Here is a 19,690-nt window from a genome sequence, read left to right on the forward strand (position 1 = left end):
GTTTGACGGCTACGATACGTAGGCTTCGCGAAGTCGGAGACAACGGCGAAGTCGGCGGATCAACCGGAGAGCGCGCATGAGCGAGACGATCGAAGCGGCAAGCGCTGCGAACACCGCACGCGCAAAAGGCGCAGACGCGCCGCGCTTCTGGCGCAGCGCGGCGCTGCCGTTCATCGAGGCGCGTTCCATCGACGATGGCCGCAAGGTCTGCTACGCCAAACATTCGCACGAAACGTTTTCGATCGGCGCGGTGACGGGAGGCCGCAGCGTGTACCTGAACCGCCACGCGCGGGAATGGGTCGGCGCGGGCGCCGTCGTGATGATGAACCCCGACGATGTGCACGCGTGCAACCCGGTTGCCGGCGAGCGGTGGTCGTATCGGATGCTGCACGTCGACGTTGCGTGGTTCACGAAACTGCAGCACGAGCTGGGCTTCAACGAGAACCATGCGTTCCGCGCGTTTTCGCAGATCATGACGCTCGACGCCGCGCTGTTCGACGGCCTGAACCGGCTGTGCGCGATTCTCGCCAGTAACGACGACGACAACGACACCCTGCGCAAGGAAAGCGCGGCCATCACCTTCTTCTCCAGCGTGCAGCAAACGCTCAATCCGGCGAGCCTGCCCGAGCGTGCCGTGAGCGGCCAACTCGCGCGCGCCGCGGATTACATCGCCGAAAACTGCACGCGCGCGCTGAAACTCGACGATGTGTGCGAAGCCACCGGGCTGTCCGCGTCGCACCTGATACGCGCGTTCAAGCTGCGCTACGGCATGACGCCCCACGCGTATCTGATCAACCGACGCATCCAGTACAGTCGCGGGCAACTGCGGCGCGGGGCACTGATCGCCGATGTCGCGCTCGATGCCGGCTTCGCCGATCAGGCGCATTTGCAGCGCACCTTCAAGCGGCTGGTGGCGGCGACGCCGGGCCAATATCGCAGTGGAGCGTGACGCGGCATCAAGCCGCCTCGGGAAGCAGGCGCGGCTCGCGTCACTCGACGAGCAGATACATCGCACTGAGCGCGAGCAGCGCCGCCATCACGCGATTGAACACCCGGACCCGCTTCGCTTCACGCAGATGCCTGCGCAAAAACGTGCCGGCATACGCCCAGCTCGCGATCGATAGATAGCAGATCACGAAGTACAGCGCCGTGAATTGCCAGACGAGCCCGCCGTCGCCGCCTGCCGCATACGCGCTCATGCCGGCCAGCGACGCGAGCCACGCCTTTGGATTGAGCCATTGCATGGCCGCGCCGTGCGCGAACGACGGCCCGCGCGCCGGCTTGTCCGCGCCGAGCTGGCCGTCATCGATGGTGAGCTTGTAGGCCATGTAGAGCAGAAAGCCCACGCCCGCCCATTTGACGATCTCGATCAGATTGGGAAAGCGCGCGAGCAATTCGTGCAGGCCGAGGCCGATCAACAGAAGCAGCAACGTGAAACCGACAGTCGCGCCAGTGACGTGCCGCAGACTCGCGGCGAGCCCGTGCTGCGCGCCGGCGCTCAGCGCGACGACGTTGACCGGGCCGGGAGAAATGGAACTGGCGAGCGCGAACGCGGCCATCGAGAGTAATGCGGTCATCGGATGCCTCGAAACGTGAGTGTGCGAATGGATTGCGACGCTCAACGGTAACGAGGCGGCGAGGGCATGTATTGAAGGAAATTGCCCAATCGATAAGAAGCTAAAACCGCTGCGGCTTCAACGGTTCACAAAAACATTAGGCGATTACGCGATGATTCGATAACAAACACGCGTTTGAATTTAAAAAAGAAATACGCGCAAACGTTACCGAGGAAAAACAATTTTTGAATTATCAGGTAAATTCTATTTATCGAAACTTATGATATGCCCCTATGCAGCGGGCGATTATTCGGCCCGATAAACAGTCCGAAGCCTCGAAAATGCGTGATTCCACTTGCGTATGGATTCGCTATCTGCTGGGTGCTCTGTCCCAACAAACCGGAAGCGTAGTGAGTACTTCGACAAACGGACTCCCGCCGTTGGAAACGCAGAGCACATGATCCACAAAAGAAAGGCCCGGTTTCACGTCCTGATCGCATGGGCGCGCAGATGGCGGATGCCACGCGATGGCGTCATCTACGCGGGATGCGGCGTGGTGCTCGCAATGCTCGCGCTGTGTGGCTACGCGCTGTATCAAAGCCGCGAGGATGCGATTGCGCGCGCACTCGATTCGACGCGCGATGTCGCGACGATCACCGAGCGCGATATCGCGCGCAATTTCGAGCTGTACGCGCTGTCGCTGCAGGCCGTCGCCGATGGCCTCGGGCGTCCGGGCGTGCTCGATTCGCCGCGTTTGCGGCGCGAGATCCTGTTCGATCGCGCGGCGACCGGGCAATACGTCGGCGCGATGGTGGTGATCGACGCACTGGGCAACGTCGCGATCGATTCGGATAGCGACGTGCCGCGCGGGGGAAACCTCTCGGACCGTCCGTACTTCAGGATTCATCGTGAAGATCCGGATCTCGGGCTCGATGTCAGCGCGCCGTACAACTCGAGACTCAGACCCGGTTCGCGCAGCATCGCGCTGAGCCGGCGACTGTCCCGGCCTGACGGATCGTTTGCGGGAATCGTCGCGCTCGGTATCGATCAGGAGTATTTCACGAGCCTGTTCGCGGATCTGCGGATCGGGCAGCATGGCTCGGTGTCGATCGTCAGAACGGACGGCACGATCATCGTGCGACGGCCCGACGATCGACACGCGACGGGCAGCGACATCAGCAAGACGCCGTTCTTCCAGCACCTGCTCGCGAAAGACGAGGGCAGCTTAATCGCGTCTTCGCCGCTCGATGGCGCCGAGCGGCTTTACTCGTTCAGACGGATTCCGCAATTGCCGCTGATCGTGCTGGTCGCCGAGGCGACCGACGATATCTACGCGGGCTGGTGGGGGCGCGCGCTGACGATCGGTTCGCTGATGCTGATCTTCGGGATCGGCGTGATCGTGTTGGCGGCGTGGCTCGGCGCCGAGTTGCAGCGTCGACAGCGGGTGGAGCACGAGCTCGAACGGCTTGCCGGCACGGACGGACTCACCGGCCTGCCCAATCGCCGCGCGCTGTGCGAAACGCTCGAGCGCGAATGGCTGCGCGCGCGCCGCACGGGCAGCGTGTTATCGCTGCTGTTCGTCGATATCGATCACTTCAAAGCCTATAACGATACGTATGGTCATCAGGCCGGCGACGTCGCGCTGACCGCGGTCGCGCGCTGCATCCGCAGGGTGATCCAGCGGCCGGGCGATTGCGTCGGTCGATACGGCGGCGAGGAGTTTGTCGTGGTGCTGCCGGATACCGACGCCGCCGGTGCCGGGGTGGTCGGCGAGAACATCCGCGTGGCGATCGGCGAGTTGGGCATCGCGCACCAGGGCGGCGAGTTCGGTCGCGTGACGGTCAGCATCGGCGCGACCACGTCGCGGTCGGATCGGGTGACGGATGTCAGCGTCGTCGTTCGGGCTGCCGATGAGGCGTTGTATACGGCCAAGGCCGGTGGCAGGAATAGGGTCGCGCAGATGGGAGTTGGGTGACCGGTCGCTCCTGATTTTTCTGCGCCGGAAATGAAGAAGGGTTGCGACGCTTTCGCGTGCAACCCTTTCTAATTTCCGCGACGTGCTACCTCGCGCCGGTTGTCGATGCCTGGATTAGAACGAGCCAGCGATAACGCGCACCAGCCCACTGCGCAGCGGCGGCGCTGCTTCAGCGAACTCGAGATTCACCTTGTTGGCGACGCTCAAGATGCGGGTCTGATACGTACGATAGTTCGTATCTTCGCTGTAGGTCACGGTTGTGCCGCCACTGTTGCCTTGGTGCAGGTTGTGTGTGGAGTTTTCGTGGCTCGCTACGCCACTGTGCTGGCGCTCCTTGATTTGCACGTCGGTAATGGCGGTGTAGTACACGTCTTTAACTGCAGCGTTGGCGACCAGTTCAATCAGGCCGCCCGCGAGGGCCGCGCCAGCGATCGGCGCGGCATGCGTGCTACCAAACGATGCCGCGGCGGCCGCGCCAAGAAAGGCACCGCCAAGAGGGGCGCCATATCCGCCGAATGCTTCCTGGGCCGCCGACGGAGCGACCTTGCCTACCTGCAGGATGTTTGCCTGAAGAATATATTGCGCATGGTCGGGGTCTCCGACGATGCGGTATCCCTTGCCCGAGACGGCCGCTTTCACGTCAGCCGCGATGTCGAAATCAGGCTTGTCGGAGGTATTGCGAATCTGCACGAAAACAGTCTTTTTCGAATCGGCGACCGGGTCGAGGAAGATCGTGTCCGACATCTTTGTCTGGACATCGAGATCGTGCTTGCTGATCGCAACCTGGGTCGCCGCACAGCCGGTCAGCAAGCTGGTGGTGCCGGCCGTAGCCAGAAGAACTGCTGTAAGTGCAAGTTTGTTCAATTTCATAACTTCCCCTGTGTTTCTGCAGCAGATCACTACGGTCCCCTGCTGCACGCTGGCCAATCATTTGAATTAATTTCTTCGCAGATACCCGTCCTTGCATGCTTATGAGGAAAGGAAGGGCATGTGGAATGTCGGCTGCTAGCTTGGGAATCTTTAGGGTTAGAAGCGAAATTATGCTAATTGGGTAATGGCATGGCCATTACGGGGGAGCGGATGTTGGGCGTATGGTGATAGGGCTGCGCAGCTTGCGCAATCTCGCAGTAGTTTGCGAATGGGTGTGCCGCAGCCGCGTTGTCCCATTTGCCTGCACAGGCGCCAGAACGCAAAAAGCCCGGTCGCAGTGACCGGGCTTTTTGCTTGAATCTGGTGGTGGGGCGTGAGTGACTCGAACACTCGACCTACGGATTAAGAGTCCGCTGCTCTACCAACTGAGCTAACGCCCCAACAGAAGCGAAATTATGCAGGATCTTTTTGAGATTGCCAAGCCCTTTTCGCAGTGTTATTAAAAAGATCGCATCGCCCGAACTTGAGCGTTCCCACGACAAAGCCGTCATCCCGAAAACATCGACGCGTCCAACGCTGCCGGTATCATGTCGCGGACACCTCCCGCACGCAGCATCGCGGCTTTCGCCCGGGGATTCCCATGGATGACAAAGAGATTACCGAGCTGCTCGACCGAGTTCTCGCCCCATGGGTCCGGGCGCTCACGTTGACGCCGATCAAGGTCGACGAGGAAAGTGCCACGCTGCGTCTGCCGTTCTCTGGCGAGTGGCGACACTCGGGCGGCATGATCAGCGGCCAGGTATTCATGGCGGCCGCGGATACGGCGATGGTCGTCGCCATCACCGCCGCGCTCGGCGGCTTCAAGCCGATGAGCACGGTGTCGCTGAACATCAACTTCATGCGCGCGGTCCGCAAGGGCGATGTGCTGATCAAGGCGCGCGTGCTGCGCATGGGCCGCAATCTCGTGTTTGGCGAAGTCGAACTGTTCGACGAAGGCGGCAACATGGCGGTTCAAGCCACTACGACTTACGCGCTGCTCGAGTGAATGCGCGTCGGACCCGAGGGGGCCGCCAACACAATCTGCGCGCAGCAAGAGCAAAGGAAAGCAAGGAAAAGCAGCATGTTCGATCAGGTCGTATTCGCCGGCGGCGGCAACCGCTGCTGGTGGCAGGCGGGTTTCTGGGACGTCGTGCAGCCGCAGCTCGACATCCGTCCGCGCGTGATCACCGGCATTTCGGCCGGCGCCGCAACCGCGTGCATGATTTACACGCGCGGCGACGCCGACTGGGTTATGCGCTATTACGAAGACGCGCTGCGCCACAACACGCGCAACGCATACTGGGGCAATCTGCTGCGCGGCGAGTCGGTGTTCCCGCATTACCGGATCTACCGTCAGGCGCTGCTCGATATCTATGGCGACAAGTTTTCCAGGCTCGCGCAGGCGCCGGAAATCCGCATCGGCGTGTCGCATCTGCCGCGCTGGCTCGGCGCGAGAAGTGCGGTCGCGGCAGGGCTGGTCGCGTACAACATCGAAAAATACGTGCGCAAGACGCTGCATCCGACGCTCGGTCGGACGCTTGGCTTTCATCCGGAATTCGTGCGCGCGCAGGATTGCGCAAGCGTCGACGAGTTGGCCGACCTGATCCTGCAATCGTCGAGTACACCGCCGTTCACGCCGGTTCTGCGGCGCAACGGCCGGCCGGTGCTGGACGGCGGCATGGTCGACAACGTGCCGGTCGGCGCGCTAGATGCCGACGCGCCGGGCAACGTGCTCGTGATGGTCACGCGTCTTTATCCGCGGCCGCAGATGTTCGTCGTGCCACACGGCGTGCAGCAGCGGCTTTACGTGCAACCGTCGCGCAAGGTGCCGATTTCGAGTTGGGATTACACGAGTCCGTCGCAGATGGTGCACGCCTATAACCTTGGCCGTGCCGACGGTGAGGTCTTCCTTGAACGCATCCCTGCATTGATGGAGGCGGGAGCGCACGAAGCGCGATGAGCGACGCGACGCGGCGGGGCGGGCACACATCTGATCCGCCGGCCGCCTCGCCCACCAATCACCGCCGACGCCCGCCCTGCAACGCCTCCGGATTCGCGACACTGGCGGTATCGCCGGCATCGAACGCGAGGATGTTGTTGAACGCCGCCGAAAAATACAGCTCGTAGCTCTCGCGCTCCACGTAGCCGATGTGCGGCGTGCAGATCACGTTCTCCATGCGCAGCAGGCTGTAGCCTTGCAGGATCGGCTCGCTTTCGTAGACGTCGATCGCGACCATGCCCGGACGGTTGTGCGACAGCGCGTTCACCAGCGCACTCTCTTCGAGCAGCTCGGCGCGGCTCGTGTTCACGAGCAGCGCGGTCGGTTTCATGCGCATCAAATCGTCCTGCTTGACGATGCCACGCGTGTCGTCGTGCAGACGCAGATGCAGGGACAGCACATCGCTGGTCTCGAACAGTTCCTCACGACTCGCCGCGACGCTGTAGCCATCGGCGCGAGCGGCTTCGCGCGAGTGCTCGCGGCCCCAGATCAGCACGTTCATGCCGAACGCCTTGCCGTAGCCAGCGAGCAGTCGGCCGATCTTGCCGTAGCCCCAGATCCCTAGCGTCTGTCCGCGCAGCACTTGCCCCAAACCGAAGTTCGGCGGCAGCGCCGACGTCTTCAGCCCCGACTGCTGCCAGGCGCCCTGTTTAAGGTTTGCCACGTATTGCGGAATACGCCGTTGGGCGGCCATGATGAGTGCCCACGTCAGTTCGGCCGGCGCGACCGGCGAACCGCTGCCCTCGAGCACGGCAATGCCGCGCTCGGTACAGGCCGCTAGATCGATGTGGCTCGACACTTTGCCAGTCTGACTGATCATGCGCAAACGCGGCAGCTTGTCGAGTAGTTGCGACGTGATGCGGGTACGCTCGCGAATCAGAACGAGGGCGTCGACTTCCGCAAGACGGCTCGCAAGTTGTCCGAGACCGCGCACGGTATTGTTGAATACTTTGACTTCCTGGTCGGCCAGCAATTGAAAGCAGTCGAGCTTGCGAACGGCGTCCTGGTAATCGTCGAGGATGGCAATCTTCATGGTATGTAATTTGCGGCGCACCTCGTTGGTGCGAACTGAATGTTATGCTGACTGTCCCACCATGTGACTTAGGTCACACGTTAGTCTGGCTAGATGCCCTACCGTAGAAGCTGTCGCACACAAAGAACGGCAACGCTACGTGAAGGCGAATTGAGAACGTTTTTAGCAGTTTGTTGCGTGTTGAGGCAAGCCGCTTTACACAAGGTTGCAGAAGCCTTGTAGGAAGCGCGCCTCCGCCTGGCAAGCTGTGTGGCCCAGGACGATCTGCGCGATCATGCGCCGCCAGTGGAAAATTGACACGTCGGCGCGATGAATTCAATGCCTCTCGCATGCAGCGTCCCCGGGCTTGTACCGTTTTTCTATTGCTTCAAACGGAGACAAGTCGATGAATCATCCCTCGTTCGAAGGCCAGCCCACTATCGAGGCGCCCACATGGATCAAACACCGCAAGCTGATCGACTGGGTCCAGCGCATCGCCGCGCTGACCAAGCCTGAAAAAGTGGTCTGGTGCGACGGCTCGCAGGAAGAATATGACCGCCTGTGCGCGCAGATGGTCGAAGCCGGAACGCTGAAGAAACTCAACCCCGCCAAGCGTCCCAATTCCTATCTCGCCTGGTCCGATCCGTCCGACGTCGCGCGCGTCGAGGATCGCACCTTCATCTGCTCGCAGCGCGCAGAGGACGCCGGCCCCACCAACAACTGGATCGCCCCGGCCGAAATGCGCTCGACGCTCGACGGCCTGTTCGATGGCGCGATGCGCGGCCGCACGATGTACGTGGTGCCGTTCTCGATGGGCCCGCTCGGCTCGCCGATCGCGCATATCGGCGTCGAGTTGAGCGACAGCCCGTACGTCGCGACCAATATGCGCATCATGACGCGCATGGGCCGCAAGGTGTATGACGTGCTCGGCGAGGACGGCGAGTTCGTGCCATGCGTGCATTCGGTCGGCGCGCCGCTCGCGGCGGGCGAGCAGGACGTGTCGTGGCCTTGCAACAAGACCAAGTACATCGTGCATTTCCCCGAATCGCGCGAAATCTGGAGCTTTGGCTCGGGCTATGGCGGCAATGCGCTGCTCGGCAAGAAGTGCTTCGCGCTGCGCATCGCATCGACGATGGGCCGCGACGAGGGCTGGCTCGCCGAACACATGCTGATTCTCGGCGTCACCTCGCCGGACGGGCGCAAGCATCACGTGGCGGCGGCGTTTCCGTCGGCGTGCGGCAAGACCAACTTTGCGATGCTGATCCCGCCGGCGGGCCTGAACGGCTGGAAAATCTCGACGATCGGCGACGACATCGCGTGGATCAAGCCGGGCAAGGACGGCCGCCTGTACGCGATCAATCCGGAAGCCGGCTACTTCGGCGTTGCGCCGGGCACGAGCGAAAAGACCAACTACAATGCGCTCGCCACGTTGAAGGAAAACGTGATCTTCACGAACGTCGCGCTGACCGACGACGGCGACGTCTGGTGGGAAGGCATGACCGACGAGCCGCCGGCGCATCTGATCGACTGGCAGGGCAAGGACTGGACGCCGGCCGAGGCAAAGGAAACCGGCCGCAAGGCGGCGCATCCGAACGCGCGCTTCACGGCGCCGGCTTCGCAGTGCCCGTCGATCGACGCGGACTGGGAAAACCCGGCCGGTGTCGCAATCGACGCATTCATCTTCGGTGGCCGCCGCTCGACCACCGTGCCGCTCGTCACCGAAGCGCGCAACTGGGTCGAGGGCGTCTACATGGCGGCGACGATGGGCTCTGAAACCACCGCCGCGGCGGCTGGACAGCAGGGCGTGGTGCGCCGCGATCCGTTCGCGATGCTGCCGTTCTGCGGCTACAACATGAGCGACTATTTCACTCATTGGCTGAAGACCGGCGAGCGTCTGCAGCAGTTGAGCGCGAAGCTGCCGAAAATCTTCTGCGTGAACTGGTTCCGCAAGGGCGCGGACGGCAAGTTCGTGTGGCCTGGCTTCGGCGAGAACATGCGCGTGCTGAGCTGGATGGTCGGCCGCATCGAAGGCACTGCGCAGGGCGAAGAGCATGCGTTCGGCATTTCGCCGCACTATGAGGACATCGACTGGAGCGGGCTGAACTTCAGCCGCGAGCAGTTCGAGCAGGTGATTTCCGTCGATGACGCTGCATGGCGCGACGAGCTCGTGTTGCACACGAAGCTGTTTGACACGCTGCAACACGGTCTGCCGCCGGCACTGACTGAGGCGAAGCGCGCGCTCGAGGAAAAACTTACAGCGTGATTATGTGAGTGCTCACTCAGCATAAAAAGCCGCCCTCGGGCGGTTTTTTCGTTGGGCGCCCGGTTTACTTCCGTTTTTTCGAGTTCCGCAACGGCCGAACGACCGTTGCGTCTGTTCGAACAAAAAAGACAGAGCAAGATGCAGCGCAGCAGATTGTTTTTGATTTGGGAATAATCGCTGGTCAGACCCCGGTTTTATCGACACAGTCGTACCAAAATTGACAATATTTCCTATTTTGCGGGCAACTTCTGCACGATTTTGCGAGTCGTAGGAGAATTCCAAGTTCGCTTCACTGGTTTTCACCAATTGTCAGGAAGCAGTAACAAGGCAGGGAGTTGTCATATGGATCATTTGCAGTCGATGCGAGTTTTCGTCAAGGTGGCGGATCTCGGCAGTTTTGCCCGCGCCGCGAGCGCCATGGATATTTCCAACGCGGTCGCCACCCGTCACGTTGCCGACCTCGAGGGCCGTCTTGGTACGCGGCTGCTCAATCGCACGACCCGCAGCTTGTCGCTGACCGAATCCGGTCAGGTCTACCTCGAGCGCGCCCGTCAGATTCTCGACGAACTGGAAGACGTCGAACAGATGGTGGTCGCTCGCAATCACGAACCCGTCGGCACGCTACGCATCGTCGCGCCTGTCGTGTTCGGGCTGCATAACCTCGCGCCCGTGCTGCAAACGTACGCGGAGCGCTATCCAAAAGTCATTCCCGACGTCACGCTGGTCGATCGTCAGGTGGACCTCGTCGAGGAGGGCTTCGACGTCGGCGTCGTGATCGCGCGGCAAATGCGCAGCGCGAGTATCGTTACGCGGCGTCTGACCACGGGCTGCATGACCGTCTGCGCGACGCCGGCTTATCTGGAAAAGCATGGCATGCCGACGCGTCCCGAACATCTGCTCGAGCACCCGTGCCTGAGCCTGCCATCCGAATACTGGGGCGATGAACGCGTGTTTACGGGGCCGGAAGGCGAAGTGCGCGTGCGGCCGTCGAACGTGATCGTCGCGAACAACACGGAGATGCTGAGACAGTTTGCGCTGCTCGGCATGGGCACCGCGATTCTGCCGAGCTATCTGATCGGTCGCGACATGACGCGCGGCCGGCTCGTGCGTTTGCTCGGCGATTACCGTTTGCCGCAGGTCGAGATCAATATTGCGTACCCAAGCCGCCGTCACCTGCCGGCCAAGGTGCGCACGTTCATCGACCATCTGGTCGAGCACTTCAACCAGACGCCGAACAGCGTGCTCGGCGAGCAGTGGATCAAGGACGGTCTGGAGCGTCCGGCGACGTCGGCCGCGTTCGAGACTGCCGAGTCGCGCGCACCGGAAGCGTTCGATGGCGCCGAGCCGCTGTCGCGGCTTCTCGATAGCGAGCTGTCGCCGGCCGTGCCGAAGCCGATGACGAAGTCGTCCAATCGCAGTCCACGCCCGACGGCGTTATCGCCGTTGTAAATCTCTGAATGTCGAAGCCCGCAGCGATGCGGGCCGGCATTAAAAAGGCGCAGTCACCTCAAGTGACTGCGCCTTTTTTCATGGACAGATGCGGACTACGCCGCGGGCTGTGCACGGATCGCCGACTGCGGTGGCTAATGTAGCTATTCCTGCTACCACCGCGAGCCGCCGGTCCGAATCTCGCCCCACTAGCCGGTTTTTCGCGCCGCGGTCTTTTTCGCCGGTGCCTTCCTGGCCGCCGCGGACTTGGCGGCGGGCGCCTTCTTCGCCGCCACCTTCTTTTCCGCCGGCTCGGCCTTCACGGCCACCGCGGTATCACCTTCGTCCGCTTCCGGCATCGCCTTGGCCGCGGAACGAGCACCCGAAGTCTTCGCCGCTGCGGTCTTCGCCGCCGCCGGCTCCTTCTTCTCGAATTCGAAGCCGATCTTGCCGTCGTTCTGCTTGACGAGGAAAGCTTTGAAGTTACGGCCGGTACGCGACGACTTGAAGTTCGTCAGCAGATCGGTGCGACCCTCCTCGAGCAGTTTGGCCATCTGCTCGCGGGCGATTTCCTGCTGCAGGATCACCTTGCCGGAACGGAAGTCGCACGACTTCGGATTCGCCACCGAGTTTTCGCAGACGTAGCTCATGCCATGCTCGAAAACGCGGCCTTGGCACTTCGGACACGCGCCGACCGGCTGCTGATCGGAGAAGTCGGGCGGCTCGCCGTCTTCGCCGGCCGCGTCCTGGCCGAAGTCGAACTCGAGCTTGTAATTCTTGATCTCGTCGTCGAGCGACAGTTTCAGGATCGCCGAGAACGGCCGCCCCATCTTGCTGCGGAAGCCCGACAGCGGCCCGATCGTCTTGTTCTGCAGCAGTTCTTCGACTTCGGCGATCTCGAACTGACGGCCGCCCGGAATCTTCGAGATCGAGAACTCGCACTTCGAGCACGCGAAACGCCGGTAGTTTTCCTTCACCTGGCCACCGCAATGCGGGCAAGGTGTCTGCAATGTCGCGTAATCGCCCGGGATCGTGTCGGAATCGTATTCCTTCGCGCGCTTGACGATAGTCTGCGTCATGCGCGCGATTTCCTGCATGAACGCGTCGCGTGGCAGGTTGCCGCGCTCCATCTGCGACAGCTTGTATTCCCATTCGCCGGTTAGCTCCGGCGCAGTCAGCTCCTTCACGCCGAGGCCGCGCAGCAGCGTCATCAGCTGGAAGGCCTTGGCGGTCGGAATCAGATCGCGGCCTTCGCGGATCAGGTACTTTTCGGTGAGCAAACCTTCGATGATCGCCGCGCGCGTTGCCGGCGTGCCGAGCCCCTTGGCCGCCATCGCTTCGCGCAATTCGTCGTCTTCGACCAGTTTTCCCGCACCTTCCATCGCCGACAGCAGCGTCGCTTCGTTGTAGCGTGCGGGCGGCTTCGTGATCAGTTGCTGCGCGGCGATCTTGTCGGTCTTGACTTTTTCGTCCTTCTGCACCGGCACGAGGTTCGCGTCATCGCCGCTGGTTTCACGGCCGTAGATCTGCAGCCAACCCGGCTCGACGAGCACCTTGCCCTCGGTCTTGAAGTGATGGCCGACCACCTCGGTGATACGCGTAGTCACTCGGGATTCGGCGGCAGGGAAGAACACGGCGAGGAAGCGCTTCACGACGAGGTCGTAGAGCTTCTGCTCCGGCTCGGACAGATTCTTCGGCGCCTGCAGCGTCGGGATGATTGCGAAGTGGTCGCTGATCTTCGAGTTGTCGAAGATGCGCTTGTTCGGTTTCACCCAGCCCTTGTCGAGCACCTGCTTCGCGAACGGCAGGTAGTTGTTGCTCTCCTTGAGCATGCCGAGCGTCTGCTTGACCGTGTCCAGATAGTCTTCCGGCAACGCGCGCGCGTCGGTTCGCGGATAGGTCAGTACCTTGTGCTTTTCGTACAGCGCCTGAGCGAGACCCAGCGTGTTCTTCGCCGAAAAGCCGAAGCGGCCGTTGGCTTCTCGCTGCAGACTGGTCAGGTCGAAGAGCGCGGGCGACAGCTGCGTCGACGGTTTCGACTCCTCGGTCACCGTGCCGAGCTGGCCGCGGCAAGCCGCGACAATCGTCTCTGCCGCTGGCAACGCCCAGAGGCGCGAATCGCGCTTCTCCGGATCGAACTCGTCGCGCTTGAATTTCGGATCGAACCAGCGGCCTTCGTAGAAGCCGCCCGCGCAGACGAACTCCGCCTTCACTTCCCAGTAGTCGCGCGGCACGAAGCGTCGAATCTTCTCTTCGCGTTCGACGACGATCGAAAGCGTCGGCGTCTGCACGCGCCCGACCGTGGTCAGGAAAAAGCCGCCGCCCTTGCTGTTGAACGCGGTCATCGCGCGCGTGCCGTTGATGCCGACGAGCCAGTCCGCCTCCGAGCGGCAGCGCGCCGCGTCGGCGAGCGGCTGCATCTCTTCGTCGCTGCGCAGACGCGCGAAACCGTCGCGGATCGAGCCGGCCGTCATCGACTGCAGCCACAGCCGTTGCACCGGCTGTTTGGCTTTCGCGTGCTGCGCGATCAGGCGGAAAATCAGTTCGCCCTCGCGCCCCGCGTCGCATGCGTTGATCAGACGGTCGATGTCCTTGCGCTTCATCAGCCTGGTCAGCACCTTCAGGCGCGACTCGCTCTTCGCGATCGGATTCAGATCGAAATGCGGAGGAATGACGGGCAGATTGGCAAAGCTCCACTTGCCGCGCTTGACTTCGTAGTCGTCGGGCGCGGCGATTTCCAGCAGGTGGCCCACTGCCGACGAAAGGACGTAGTCGTCGCTTTCGTAGTACTCGTCATGCTTGGTAAAGCCGCCCAAAGCGCGCGCGATGTCGTTCGCGACAGAAGGCTTTTCGGCGATGATCAGTGCTTTGGACATGACTCGATGTGAGGTTGGTAGATCCGGGTTGGTGGCCTTGAGGGCCAACATGGCGCGAGACGCTCGCTTGAGACCTCTTTCGATCCAATAACGACCGCTTTATAGCACAAGGTGCGAACCCAACGGGTCAAGTGCCATAAAAGCGCGTCATCATAATTGCGCGTCCGGCGGTTGATCAACTGCGGCAAACGCCGCGTGCGGACAGCGATGCCAGCCGCGATGCTGTCCCAAATGATCGGCGGGGGCCTGTGCCGCAAGCGGCGCGTCGCGAGGCTTTCCGTTTGACCGGGCGGCGCGCGAGGCCGCCTTCAGGCGACCGCCAGCGCCGGCCGCAGCTTTGGCGCACCGGTTACGCCGGGCAGCGCGGTCAGATCCGACAGCATCCGCTCGACGATCGACACCTGTGGCAAAACCGTACCGAAAAACCGTGTCGTCACCGAGTCTTCGATCAGGACGGTCGGGAAATTCTCCACGTCCAGATCGTCGAACCGATCCGCATGAGTTTCGATGTCGATCCATGCGAAACAGACTTCCGGGTGCCGCTCGGCCAGTTGGTTGAAGGAGTCCCGGTACTCGCGACACGTCCCGCACCACTCCGCGCACAGGCACGCAACGAACAGCGTGTCGGGTTCGTTGACGCGCTCGGCGATCCGGTCCTGGTCGGTGTCGAGGTTCAGCGCGGGCATGAAGTGATTTCCTTGTGTGTTTTGTCGGGTGCTTTGGCGCGAATGTAGCATGGCCGGTCGCGAAAAGTTGCCAATCTGCATTGACGCCGGTCAGTCTCGGCTCAGTCATGATGGGCTCGCATGAAGCGGCCGCCGGGCAGCAGCGTGACCTCGCCGGCGAGTTCGAGCCGGAGCAAGGCGGCATGCAGGGCGGCGTTCTCCATCTCGGTACGGGCGGCGAGAATTTCAAGCGTGGTCGGCGAATGGCCGAGCGCGGCGAGCAGACGCTGTGCGTCAGGGGCGAGCGCCGGCTGCGGGGCCGGCCCGGACGCCGGTGAGTCGGCGAAGGCTGCGGTCGTAGCGGGCAAAGCGGTCCCACCCGACGAAACGTGCAAACCCGCATGCTCCAGCGGCACGGCCCGCTTCGCCGAGCGTCTCGCATCGCCCGCCGGCCGCCGGGCAAAACCGAGCTCCTCCAGCACCTCGTCAGGCGTTTCCACGAGCCGCGCTCCCTGCTTGATCATCCGATGACAGCCGCGCGACAACGGCGCGTAAATCGATCCGGGCAACGCGAACACGTCGCGCCCCATCTCATTGGCAAGCCGCGCGGTAATCAGCGAACCGGAACGCATAGCCGCCTCGACGATCACGACTCCGCTGACCAGCCCAGCGATCAGCCGGTTGCGCTGTGGGAAGTTGGCGGCGCGTGCCGGCGTGCCGAGCGGCCACTCCGAGAGAATCGCACCCTGCGCCGCGATCTGCCGCGCGAGCGCTTGATGCGCGGCGGGATAGACAAGGTCCGCGCCGGTGCCGACCACCGCGACCGTTCCGCCGACACCTTCCAACCCGCCCCGATGCGCGGCGCCGTCGATGCCGAGTGCGAGCCCCGATACGACCGTCACGCCCGCCGCCGACAGTTCTCGCGCGAACCGCCGCGCATCCTCGATGCCCTGCGGCGTCGCGCTGCGGCTGCCTACGAGCGCTACCGCGCGCGTATGCAGCAGCTCAAGCCGGCCCTTTATATATAGGAGGGGTGGCGGATCGGGCAACGTCAGCAGCGCGGGCGGATAGGCGGGATCGTCGAGCGTGACGATCTGGTTGCCCGGCTGCTCGCGCCATGCGAGCACCGCATCGAGCTGGCCGTCGAACGCTGGACCCGGCGGCGCCAGCACCGCGCGCGCCGCGGCGTCTCCGGCGACCTCCGCGAGCGTCTCCGGCGACTGCGCCAACAGCGCCTGCGGCAGCCCGAATGCGCCCAGCAACAGGCGCAACGCCGCGGGTTTTAGGCCCGGCGCAAGTGACAACCGCAGCCAGGCGGCAAGTTCGATACGGGTCGCGGGCAAGGTCTGCATGCGGGTCGCTCCTCTGGCGGGGCCTGCGGGCAGGCGGGCGCCATGCTAAAATTTTCATCATCCGAAATAAAAACGCGGAAATAAAACGGCAATGAGCCGCGAATAATCGCGGCGCCGCGCTTACCGGCGCGGGTTCGTCGTCGGGCGCACGAGGCGCGTTGAATCGAACCGGTTCGACATCATCTATCCTCTGCGTATTACGACGGGCTCACAACCTGGCCAAATGGCCAACGCGAGCCTCCAACGGTTGGCGGCGTCTCAAATCACACTCGAAATCATGGCTTTACTGAGCATCCTCAATTACCCGGACAAACGGCTGCACAAGGTGGCGAAGCCAGTCCCGGAGGTCAACGACCGTATCCGCCGTCTCATAGCGGACATGGCCGAAACGATGTACGCGGCGCCCGGCGTCGGCCTCGCCGCCACCCAGGTGGACGTGCACGAACGCGTGATCGTGATCGACGTGTCGGAAACGCACGACGAACTGCTCGCGTTCATCAATCCGGAAATCGTCTGGTCGAGCGATGAGAGGAAGTTGTCGGAAGAGGGCTGCCTGTCGGTGCCCGGGATCTACGACAACGTCGAGCGTGCCGAGAAAGTGCGCGTGCGTGCGCTCAACGAGAAGGGCGAAACGTTCGAGCTCGATTGCGAGGGGCTGCTCGCCGTGTGCATTCAGCACGAAATGGATCACCTGATGGGCCACGTGTTCGTCGAGTATCTGTCGCCGCTGAAGCAAACGCGCATCAAGAGCAAGATGAAGAAGCTCGCCCACGCGATGTAACGCGCTTTCAACTTGCCTACCGCCCCATTCATGAGTCATTCGTTGCGCGTCATCTTTGCCGGCACACCGGAATTCGCCGCGGCCGCGCTGGCCGCGATTCATGGCGCCGGGTTTGCCGTGCCGCTCGTCTTGACGCAGCCGGACCGGCCGGCGGGTCGCGGCATGAAGCTGCAGGCGAGTCCGGTCAAGCGCTACGCGCAGGAGCACGGCCTCGCGGTTGCGCAGCCCACGTCGCTGCGCCGCGCTGGCAAATATCCACAGGAAGCCGCCGCCGGCATCGAGCAACTGCGCGCGACGCCGCACGACGTGATGGTTGTCGCCGCCTACGGACTGATCCTGCCGCAGGAAGTGCTCGACATTCCGCGCTTCGGCTGCATCAACATCCACGCGTCGCTGCTGCCACGCTGGCGCGGCGCGGCGCCGATTCATCGCGCGATCGAGGCAGGCGACGCGCAAACCGGCATCACGCTGATGCAGATGGACGCTGGACTCGACACCGGCGCGATGGTTTCCGAAGTACGCACCCCCATCTCCGCCGACGACACCACCGCCACGCTGCACGACCGCCTCGCCGGGGACGGCGCGCAACTGATCGTCGACGCACTAATCGAGCTCGAGCGCAGCGGCAAGCTGACGTCGATCCCGCAACCGGCCGACGGCGTGACCTACGCCGAGAAAATCGCCAAGCACGAAGCGGCGCTCGACTGGCGCCGGCCGGCCGAGGCGCTTGCGCGTCAGGTGCGCGCGTTCGACCCGTTCCCCGGCGGCGCCGGCACGCTCGACGACGGCAGCACCGTCAAGATCTGGGCCGCCACCGCCGTGGCCTCGCCGGCGTCGGGCAGCAACAAGGCGCCAGGCACCATCGTCGAGGTTGCGCCCGACGGCGTGCTGGTCGCTTGCGGCGAAGGTGCACTGCGTCTGACGCAATTGCAGAAGCCCGGCGGCAAGCGCCTGCCGGTGCGCGAATTCCTTGCTGGCTCGCCGCTCACCGCAGGCCAGCGCTTCCAGCTTCCCGAGGCGCAATAAGCGCGTCTCGCACGCCGGAGCATCGTCCATTCGGCCGGTGTTCTCCGCGCCCGCCGCGAGCGCGACGCGCGTTAGAATCCTCCATGCAGCAGACCAGGTTTTCGAGGGTGCATCACATGTTCGGCATCGTCCATTTCGAGTTTTTCATCGTCGCGGTTTTTCTCCTGAACATCACGCCGGGGCCGGATACCGCTTATATCGTCGGGCGCAGCGTCGCCCAGGGCCGCGGCGCGGGGCTGATGTCGGCGCTCGGCATTTCGGCGGGCTGCTGCATTCACTCGCTTGCCTGCGCGTTTGGACTGACCGCGCTGTTGGCCGCGTCGGCTACGGCGTTCACCATCGTCAAATTCGTCGGCGCGATTTATCTGATCTATCTGGGGGTGCGCCTGATCTTCACGAAACCGGCCGCGGATGCGCCGGTCGGCGACGCGCGCGCGTCGTCCACGCCGAAGTCGCTGCGGCAGTTGTTCCTGCAAGGCTTCTGGACCAACGTTCTGAACCCGAAAGTCGTGCTGTTCTTCGTGTCGTTCTTCCCGCAATTCGTCACGACGGGCAGCGAACACAAGACCTTCGCGTTTCTCACGCTCGGCGCGGTCTTCGTGCTGATGAGCATGGTCTGGAACAGCTTCGTCGCGTGGATCGCGGGAAGCGTCACGCAGCGTTTCTCGGGCAAACCGGCGGTCAAGCGCTGGCTCGATCGCGGCGTCGGCAGCGCGTTCGTCGGCCTGGGCATCAAACTCGCGAGCGCCGCGCGATGATTGAATTTTCCCGCACCGCCCATATCTAACATTTCGCTTACAATCTGGCGCCGCAATCGCGCGGCACGGAGATGAAGGCCACGCTCGGGGCAAGGAGTTGCAGACATGTTTAACTGGGTGAAAACCGCGATGTTGATGGCCGCGATTACGGCCCTTTTCATCGTGATCGGCGGGATGATCGGCGGGTCGCGCGGCATGATGGTCGCGCTCGTGATCGCCCTTGGGATGAATTTCTTCTCGTACTGGTTCTCCGACAAGATGGTCCTGCGCATGTACAACGCGCAGGAAGTCGACGAAAACAGCGCGCCGCAGTTCTATCGGATGGTGCGCGATCTCGCCACGCGCGCGAACCTGCCGATGCCGCGCGTCTACCTGATCAACGAAGACGCGCCGAACGCGTTCGCCACCGGTCGCAACCCGGAGCACGCGGCAGTCGCGGCGACCACCGGCATTCTGCGCGTACTGTCCGAGCGCGAAATGCGCGGCGTAATGGCGCACGAACTCGCGCACGTGAAGCATCGCGACATTCTGATCTCGACGATTTCGGCGACCATGGCCGGCGCCATTTCCGCGTTGGCGAACTTCGCGATGTTCTTCGGCGGCCGCGACGAAAACGGCCGTCCCGCCAACCCGATCGCGAGCATCGCGGTTGCGCTGCTCGCGCCGATTGCCGGTGCGTTGATCCAGATGGCGATTTCGCGTGCGCGCGAATTCGAAGCCGACCGGGGCGGCGCGCAGATTTCGGGCGACCCGCAGGCACTGGCGTCGGCGCTCGACAAGATCCATCGCTATGCGAGCGGCATTCCGTTCCCGACGGCCGAGGCGCATCCGGCCACCGCGCAGATGATGATCATGAATCCGCTGTCGGGCGGCGGTATCGCGAGTCTGTTCTCGACGCACCCGGCGACCGAGGAACGCATCGCGCGTTTGATGGAAATGGCGCGCACCGGGCGCTTCGACTGACGCGCCGCGTCGCTCGGCGCGTCGAGCCTGAAGTACTGAAGAGCGGGCCCGCGAGGCCCGTTTTTTTTCACACCGTTCGTCGCCACTGCACGACAGCGTCTGCGGCCACCACCCACGCATGGCAGCG

17 protein-coding genes and 1 tRNA gene are annotated in these 19,690 nt (G+C 63.0%); 10 read left to right on the plus strand and 8 right to left on the minus strand.

Annotated features, from left to right (window positions below):
• Nucleotides 1-76: 76 nt before the first annotated feature.
• Nucleotides 77-949, plus strand: a complete 873-nt coding sequence (locus OKW26_RS34325) for an AraC family transcriptional regulator (RefSeq protein ID WP_429356402.1) — start codon at nucleotides 77-79, stop codon at nucleotides 947-949.
• A gap of 40 nt (nucleotides 950-989) precedes the next feature.
• Here the strand turns inward: OKW26_RS34325 and OKW26_RS34330 are convergent, their stop codons facing one another.
• A complete protein-coding gene (locus OKW26_RS34330) occupies nucleotides 990-1,577 on the minus strand; it encodes a LysE family translocator (protein WP_184060918.1) in 588 nt (195 codons plus the stop codon).
• 436 nt (nucleotides 1,578-2,013) lie between these two features.
• Here OKW26_RS34330 and OKW26_RS34335 point away from each other — a divergent pair, with 436 nt between their 5' ends.
• Nucleotides 2,014-3,531, plus strand: coding sequence for a sensor domain-containing diguanylate cyclase (locus OKW26_RS34335; RefSeq protein WP_429356403.1), 1,518 nt, complete (start codon nucleotides 2,014-2,016; stop codon nucleotides 3,529-3,531).
• 114 nt (nucleotides 3,532-3,645) lie between these two features.
• Here the strand turns inward: OKW26_RS34335 and OKW26_RS34340 are convergent, their stop codons facing one another.
• Nucleotides 3,646-4,401: a complement resistance protein TraT gene (locus tag OKW26_RS34340; RefSeq protein WP_184040829.1), complete on the minus strand. Its 756-nt coding sequence runs from the start codon at nucleotides 4,399-4,401 to the stop codon at nucleotides 3,646-3,648.
• Between the two features lie 364 nt (nucleotides 4,402-4,765).
• Nucleotides 4,766-4,841, minus strand: a tRNA-Lys gene (locus OKW26_RS34345).
• A gap of 200 nt (nucleotides 4,842-5,041) precedes the next feature.
• On the opposite strand from OKW26_RS34345, the gene OKW26_RS34350 reads away from it, so the two are divergent.
• Nucleotides 5,042-5,446 (plus strand): PaaI family thioesterase, encoded by a 405-nt coding sequence (locus OKW26_RS34350; RefSeq protein ID WP_018418954.1) that lies wholly within the window; start codon nucleotides 5,042-5,044, stop codon nucleotides 5,444-5,446.
• Nucleotides 5,447-5,521: 75 nt separating this feature from the next.
• Complete coding sequence (locus OKW26_RS34355) at nucleotides 5,522-6,400, plus strand: patatin-like phospholipase family protein (protein ID WP_090805505.1); 879 nt, start codon at nucleotides 5,522-5,524, stop codon at nucleotides 6,398-6,400.
• Nucleotides 6,401-6,458: 58 nt separating this feature from the next.
• Here OKW26_RS34355 and OKW26_RS34360 read toward each other — a convergent pair whose 3' ends face one another.
• A complete protein-coding gene (locus OKW26_RS34360; RefSeq protein ID WP_184025762.1) occupies nucleotides 6,459-7,472 on the minus strand; it encodes a D-2-hydroxyacid dehydrogenase family protein in 1,014 nt (337 codons plus the stop codon).
• Between the two features lie 385 nt (nucleotides 7,473-7,857).
• On the opposite strand from OKW26_RS34360, the gene OKW26_RS34365 reads away from it, so the two are divergent.
• Nucleotides 7,858-9,714, plus strand: a complete 1,857-nt coding sequence (locus tag OKW26_RS34365) for a phosphoenolpyruvate carboxykinase (GTP) (protein WP_429356404.1) — start codon at nucleotides 7,858-7,860, stop codon at nucleotides 9,712-9,714.
• A 12-nt stretch (nucleotides 9,715-9,726) separates the two neighbouring features.
• Here the strand turns inward: OKW26_RS34365 and OKW26_RS34370 are convergent, their stop codons facing one another.
• Nucleotides 9,727-10,017: a hypothetical protein gene (locus tag OKW26_RS34370; RefSeq protein ID WP_184060913.1), complete on the minus strand. Its 291-nt coding sequence runs from the start codon at nucleotides 10,015-10,017 to the stop codon at nucleotides 9,727-9,729.
• 39 nt (nucleotides 10,018-10,056) lie between these two features.
• Between OKW26_RS34370 and OKW26_RS34375 the strand changes: the two genes are divergently transcribed.
• Complete coding sequence (locus tag OKW26_RS34375; RefSeq protein ID WP_090802249.1) at nucleotides 10,057-11,163, plus strand: LysR family transcriptional regulator; 1,107 nt, start codon at nucleotides 10,057-10,059, stop codon at nucleotides 11,161-11,163.
• 188 nt (nucleotides 11,164-11,351) lie between these two features.
• Here the strand turns inward: OKW26_RS34375 and OKW26_RS34380 are convergent, their stop codons facing one another.
• The 3 genes from OKW26_RS34380 to dprA all read right to left on the minus strand — a co-directional run bounded on the left by OKW26_RS34380 (nucleotide 11,352) and on the right by dprA (nucleotide 16,035).
• On the minus strand, nucleotides 11,352-14,018 hold the full coding sequence (locus tag OKW26_RS34380; RefSeq protein ID WP_429356405.1) for a DNA topoisomerase III: 2,667 nt from the start codon (nucleotides 14,016-14,018) through the stop codon (nucleotides 11,352-11,354).
• A gap of 308 nt (nucleotides 14,019-14,326) precedes the next feature.
• Nucleotides 14,327-14,704, minus strand: a complete 378-nt coding sequence (locus tag OKW26_RS34385; RefSeq protein WP_018418960.1) for a thioredoxin family protein — start codon at nucleotides 14,702-14,704, stop codon at nucleotides 14,327-14,329.
• 101 nt (nucleotides 14,705-14,805) lie between these two features.
• A complete protein-coding gene (gene dprA / locus OKW26_RS34390; RefSeq protein WP_429356406.1) occupies nucleotides 14,806-16,035 on the minus strand; it encodes a DNA-processing protein DprA in 1,230 nt (409 codons plus the stop codon).
• 277 nt (nucleotides 16,036-16,312) lie between these two features.
• Here dprA and def point away from each other — a divergent pair, with 277 nt between their 5' ends.
• The 4 genes from def to htpX all read left to right on the plus strand — a co-directional run bounded on the left by def (nucleotide 16,313) and on the right by htpX (nucleotide 19,563).
• A complete protein-coding gene (gene def, locus OKW26_RS34395; RefSeq protein WP_429356407.1) occupies nucleotides 16,313-16,816 on the plus strand; it encodes a peptide deformylase in 504 nt (167 codons plus the stop codon).
• Between the two features lie 30 nt (nucleotides 16,817-16,846).
• Entirely contained in the window at nucleotides 16,847-17,842 is a 996-nt protein-coding gene (gene fmt / locus OKW26_RS34400; protein WP_429356408.1) for a methionyl-tRNA formyltransferase, read from the plus strand.
• Nucleotides 17,843-17,958: 116 nt separating this feature from the next.
• The gene (locus tag OKW26_RS34405) at nucleotides 17,959-18,600 is read left to right on the plus strand and encodes a LysE family translocator (protein ID WP_429357154.1); all 642 of its coding nucleotides are present in this window, start codon (nucleotides 17,959-17,961) and stop codon (nucleotides 18,598-18,600) included.
• A 105-nt stretch (nucleotides 18,601-18,705) separates the two neighbouring features.
• Nucleotides 18,706-19,563 (plus strand): zinc metalloprotease HtpX, encoded by an 858-nt coding sequence (htpX, locus tag OKW26_RS34410; protein WP_018418965.1) that lies wholly within the window; start codon nucleotides 18,706-18,708, stop codon nucleotides 19,561-19,563.
• Nucleotides 19,564-19,690: the final 127 nt, after the last annotated feature.

This window comes from Paraburkholderia sp. 32 (assembly GCF_050435345.1).
GTDB classification, from domain to species: domain Bacteria; phylum Pseudomonadota; class Gammaproteobacteria; order Burkholderiales; family Burkholderiaceae; genus Paraburkholderia; species Paraburkholderia tuberum.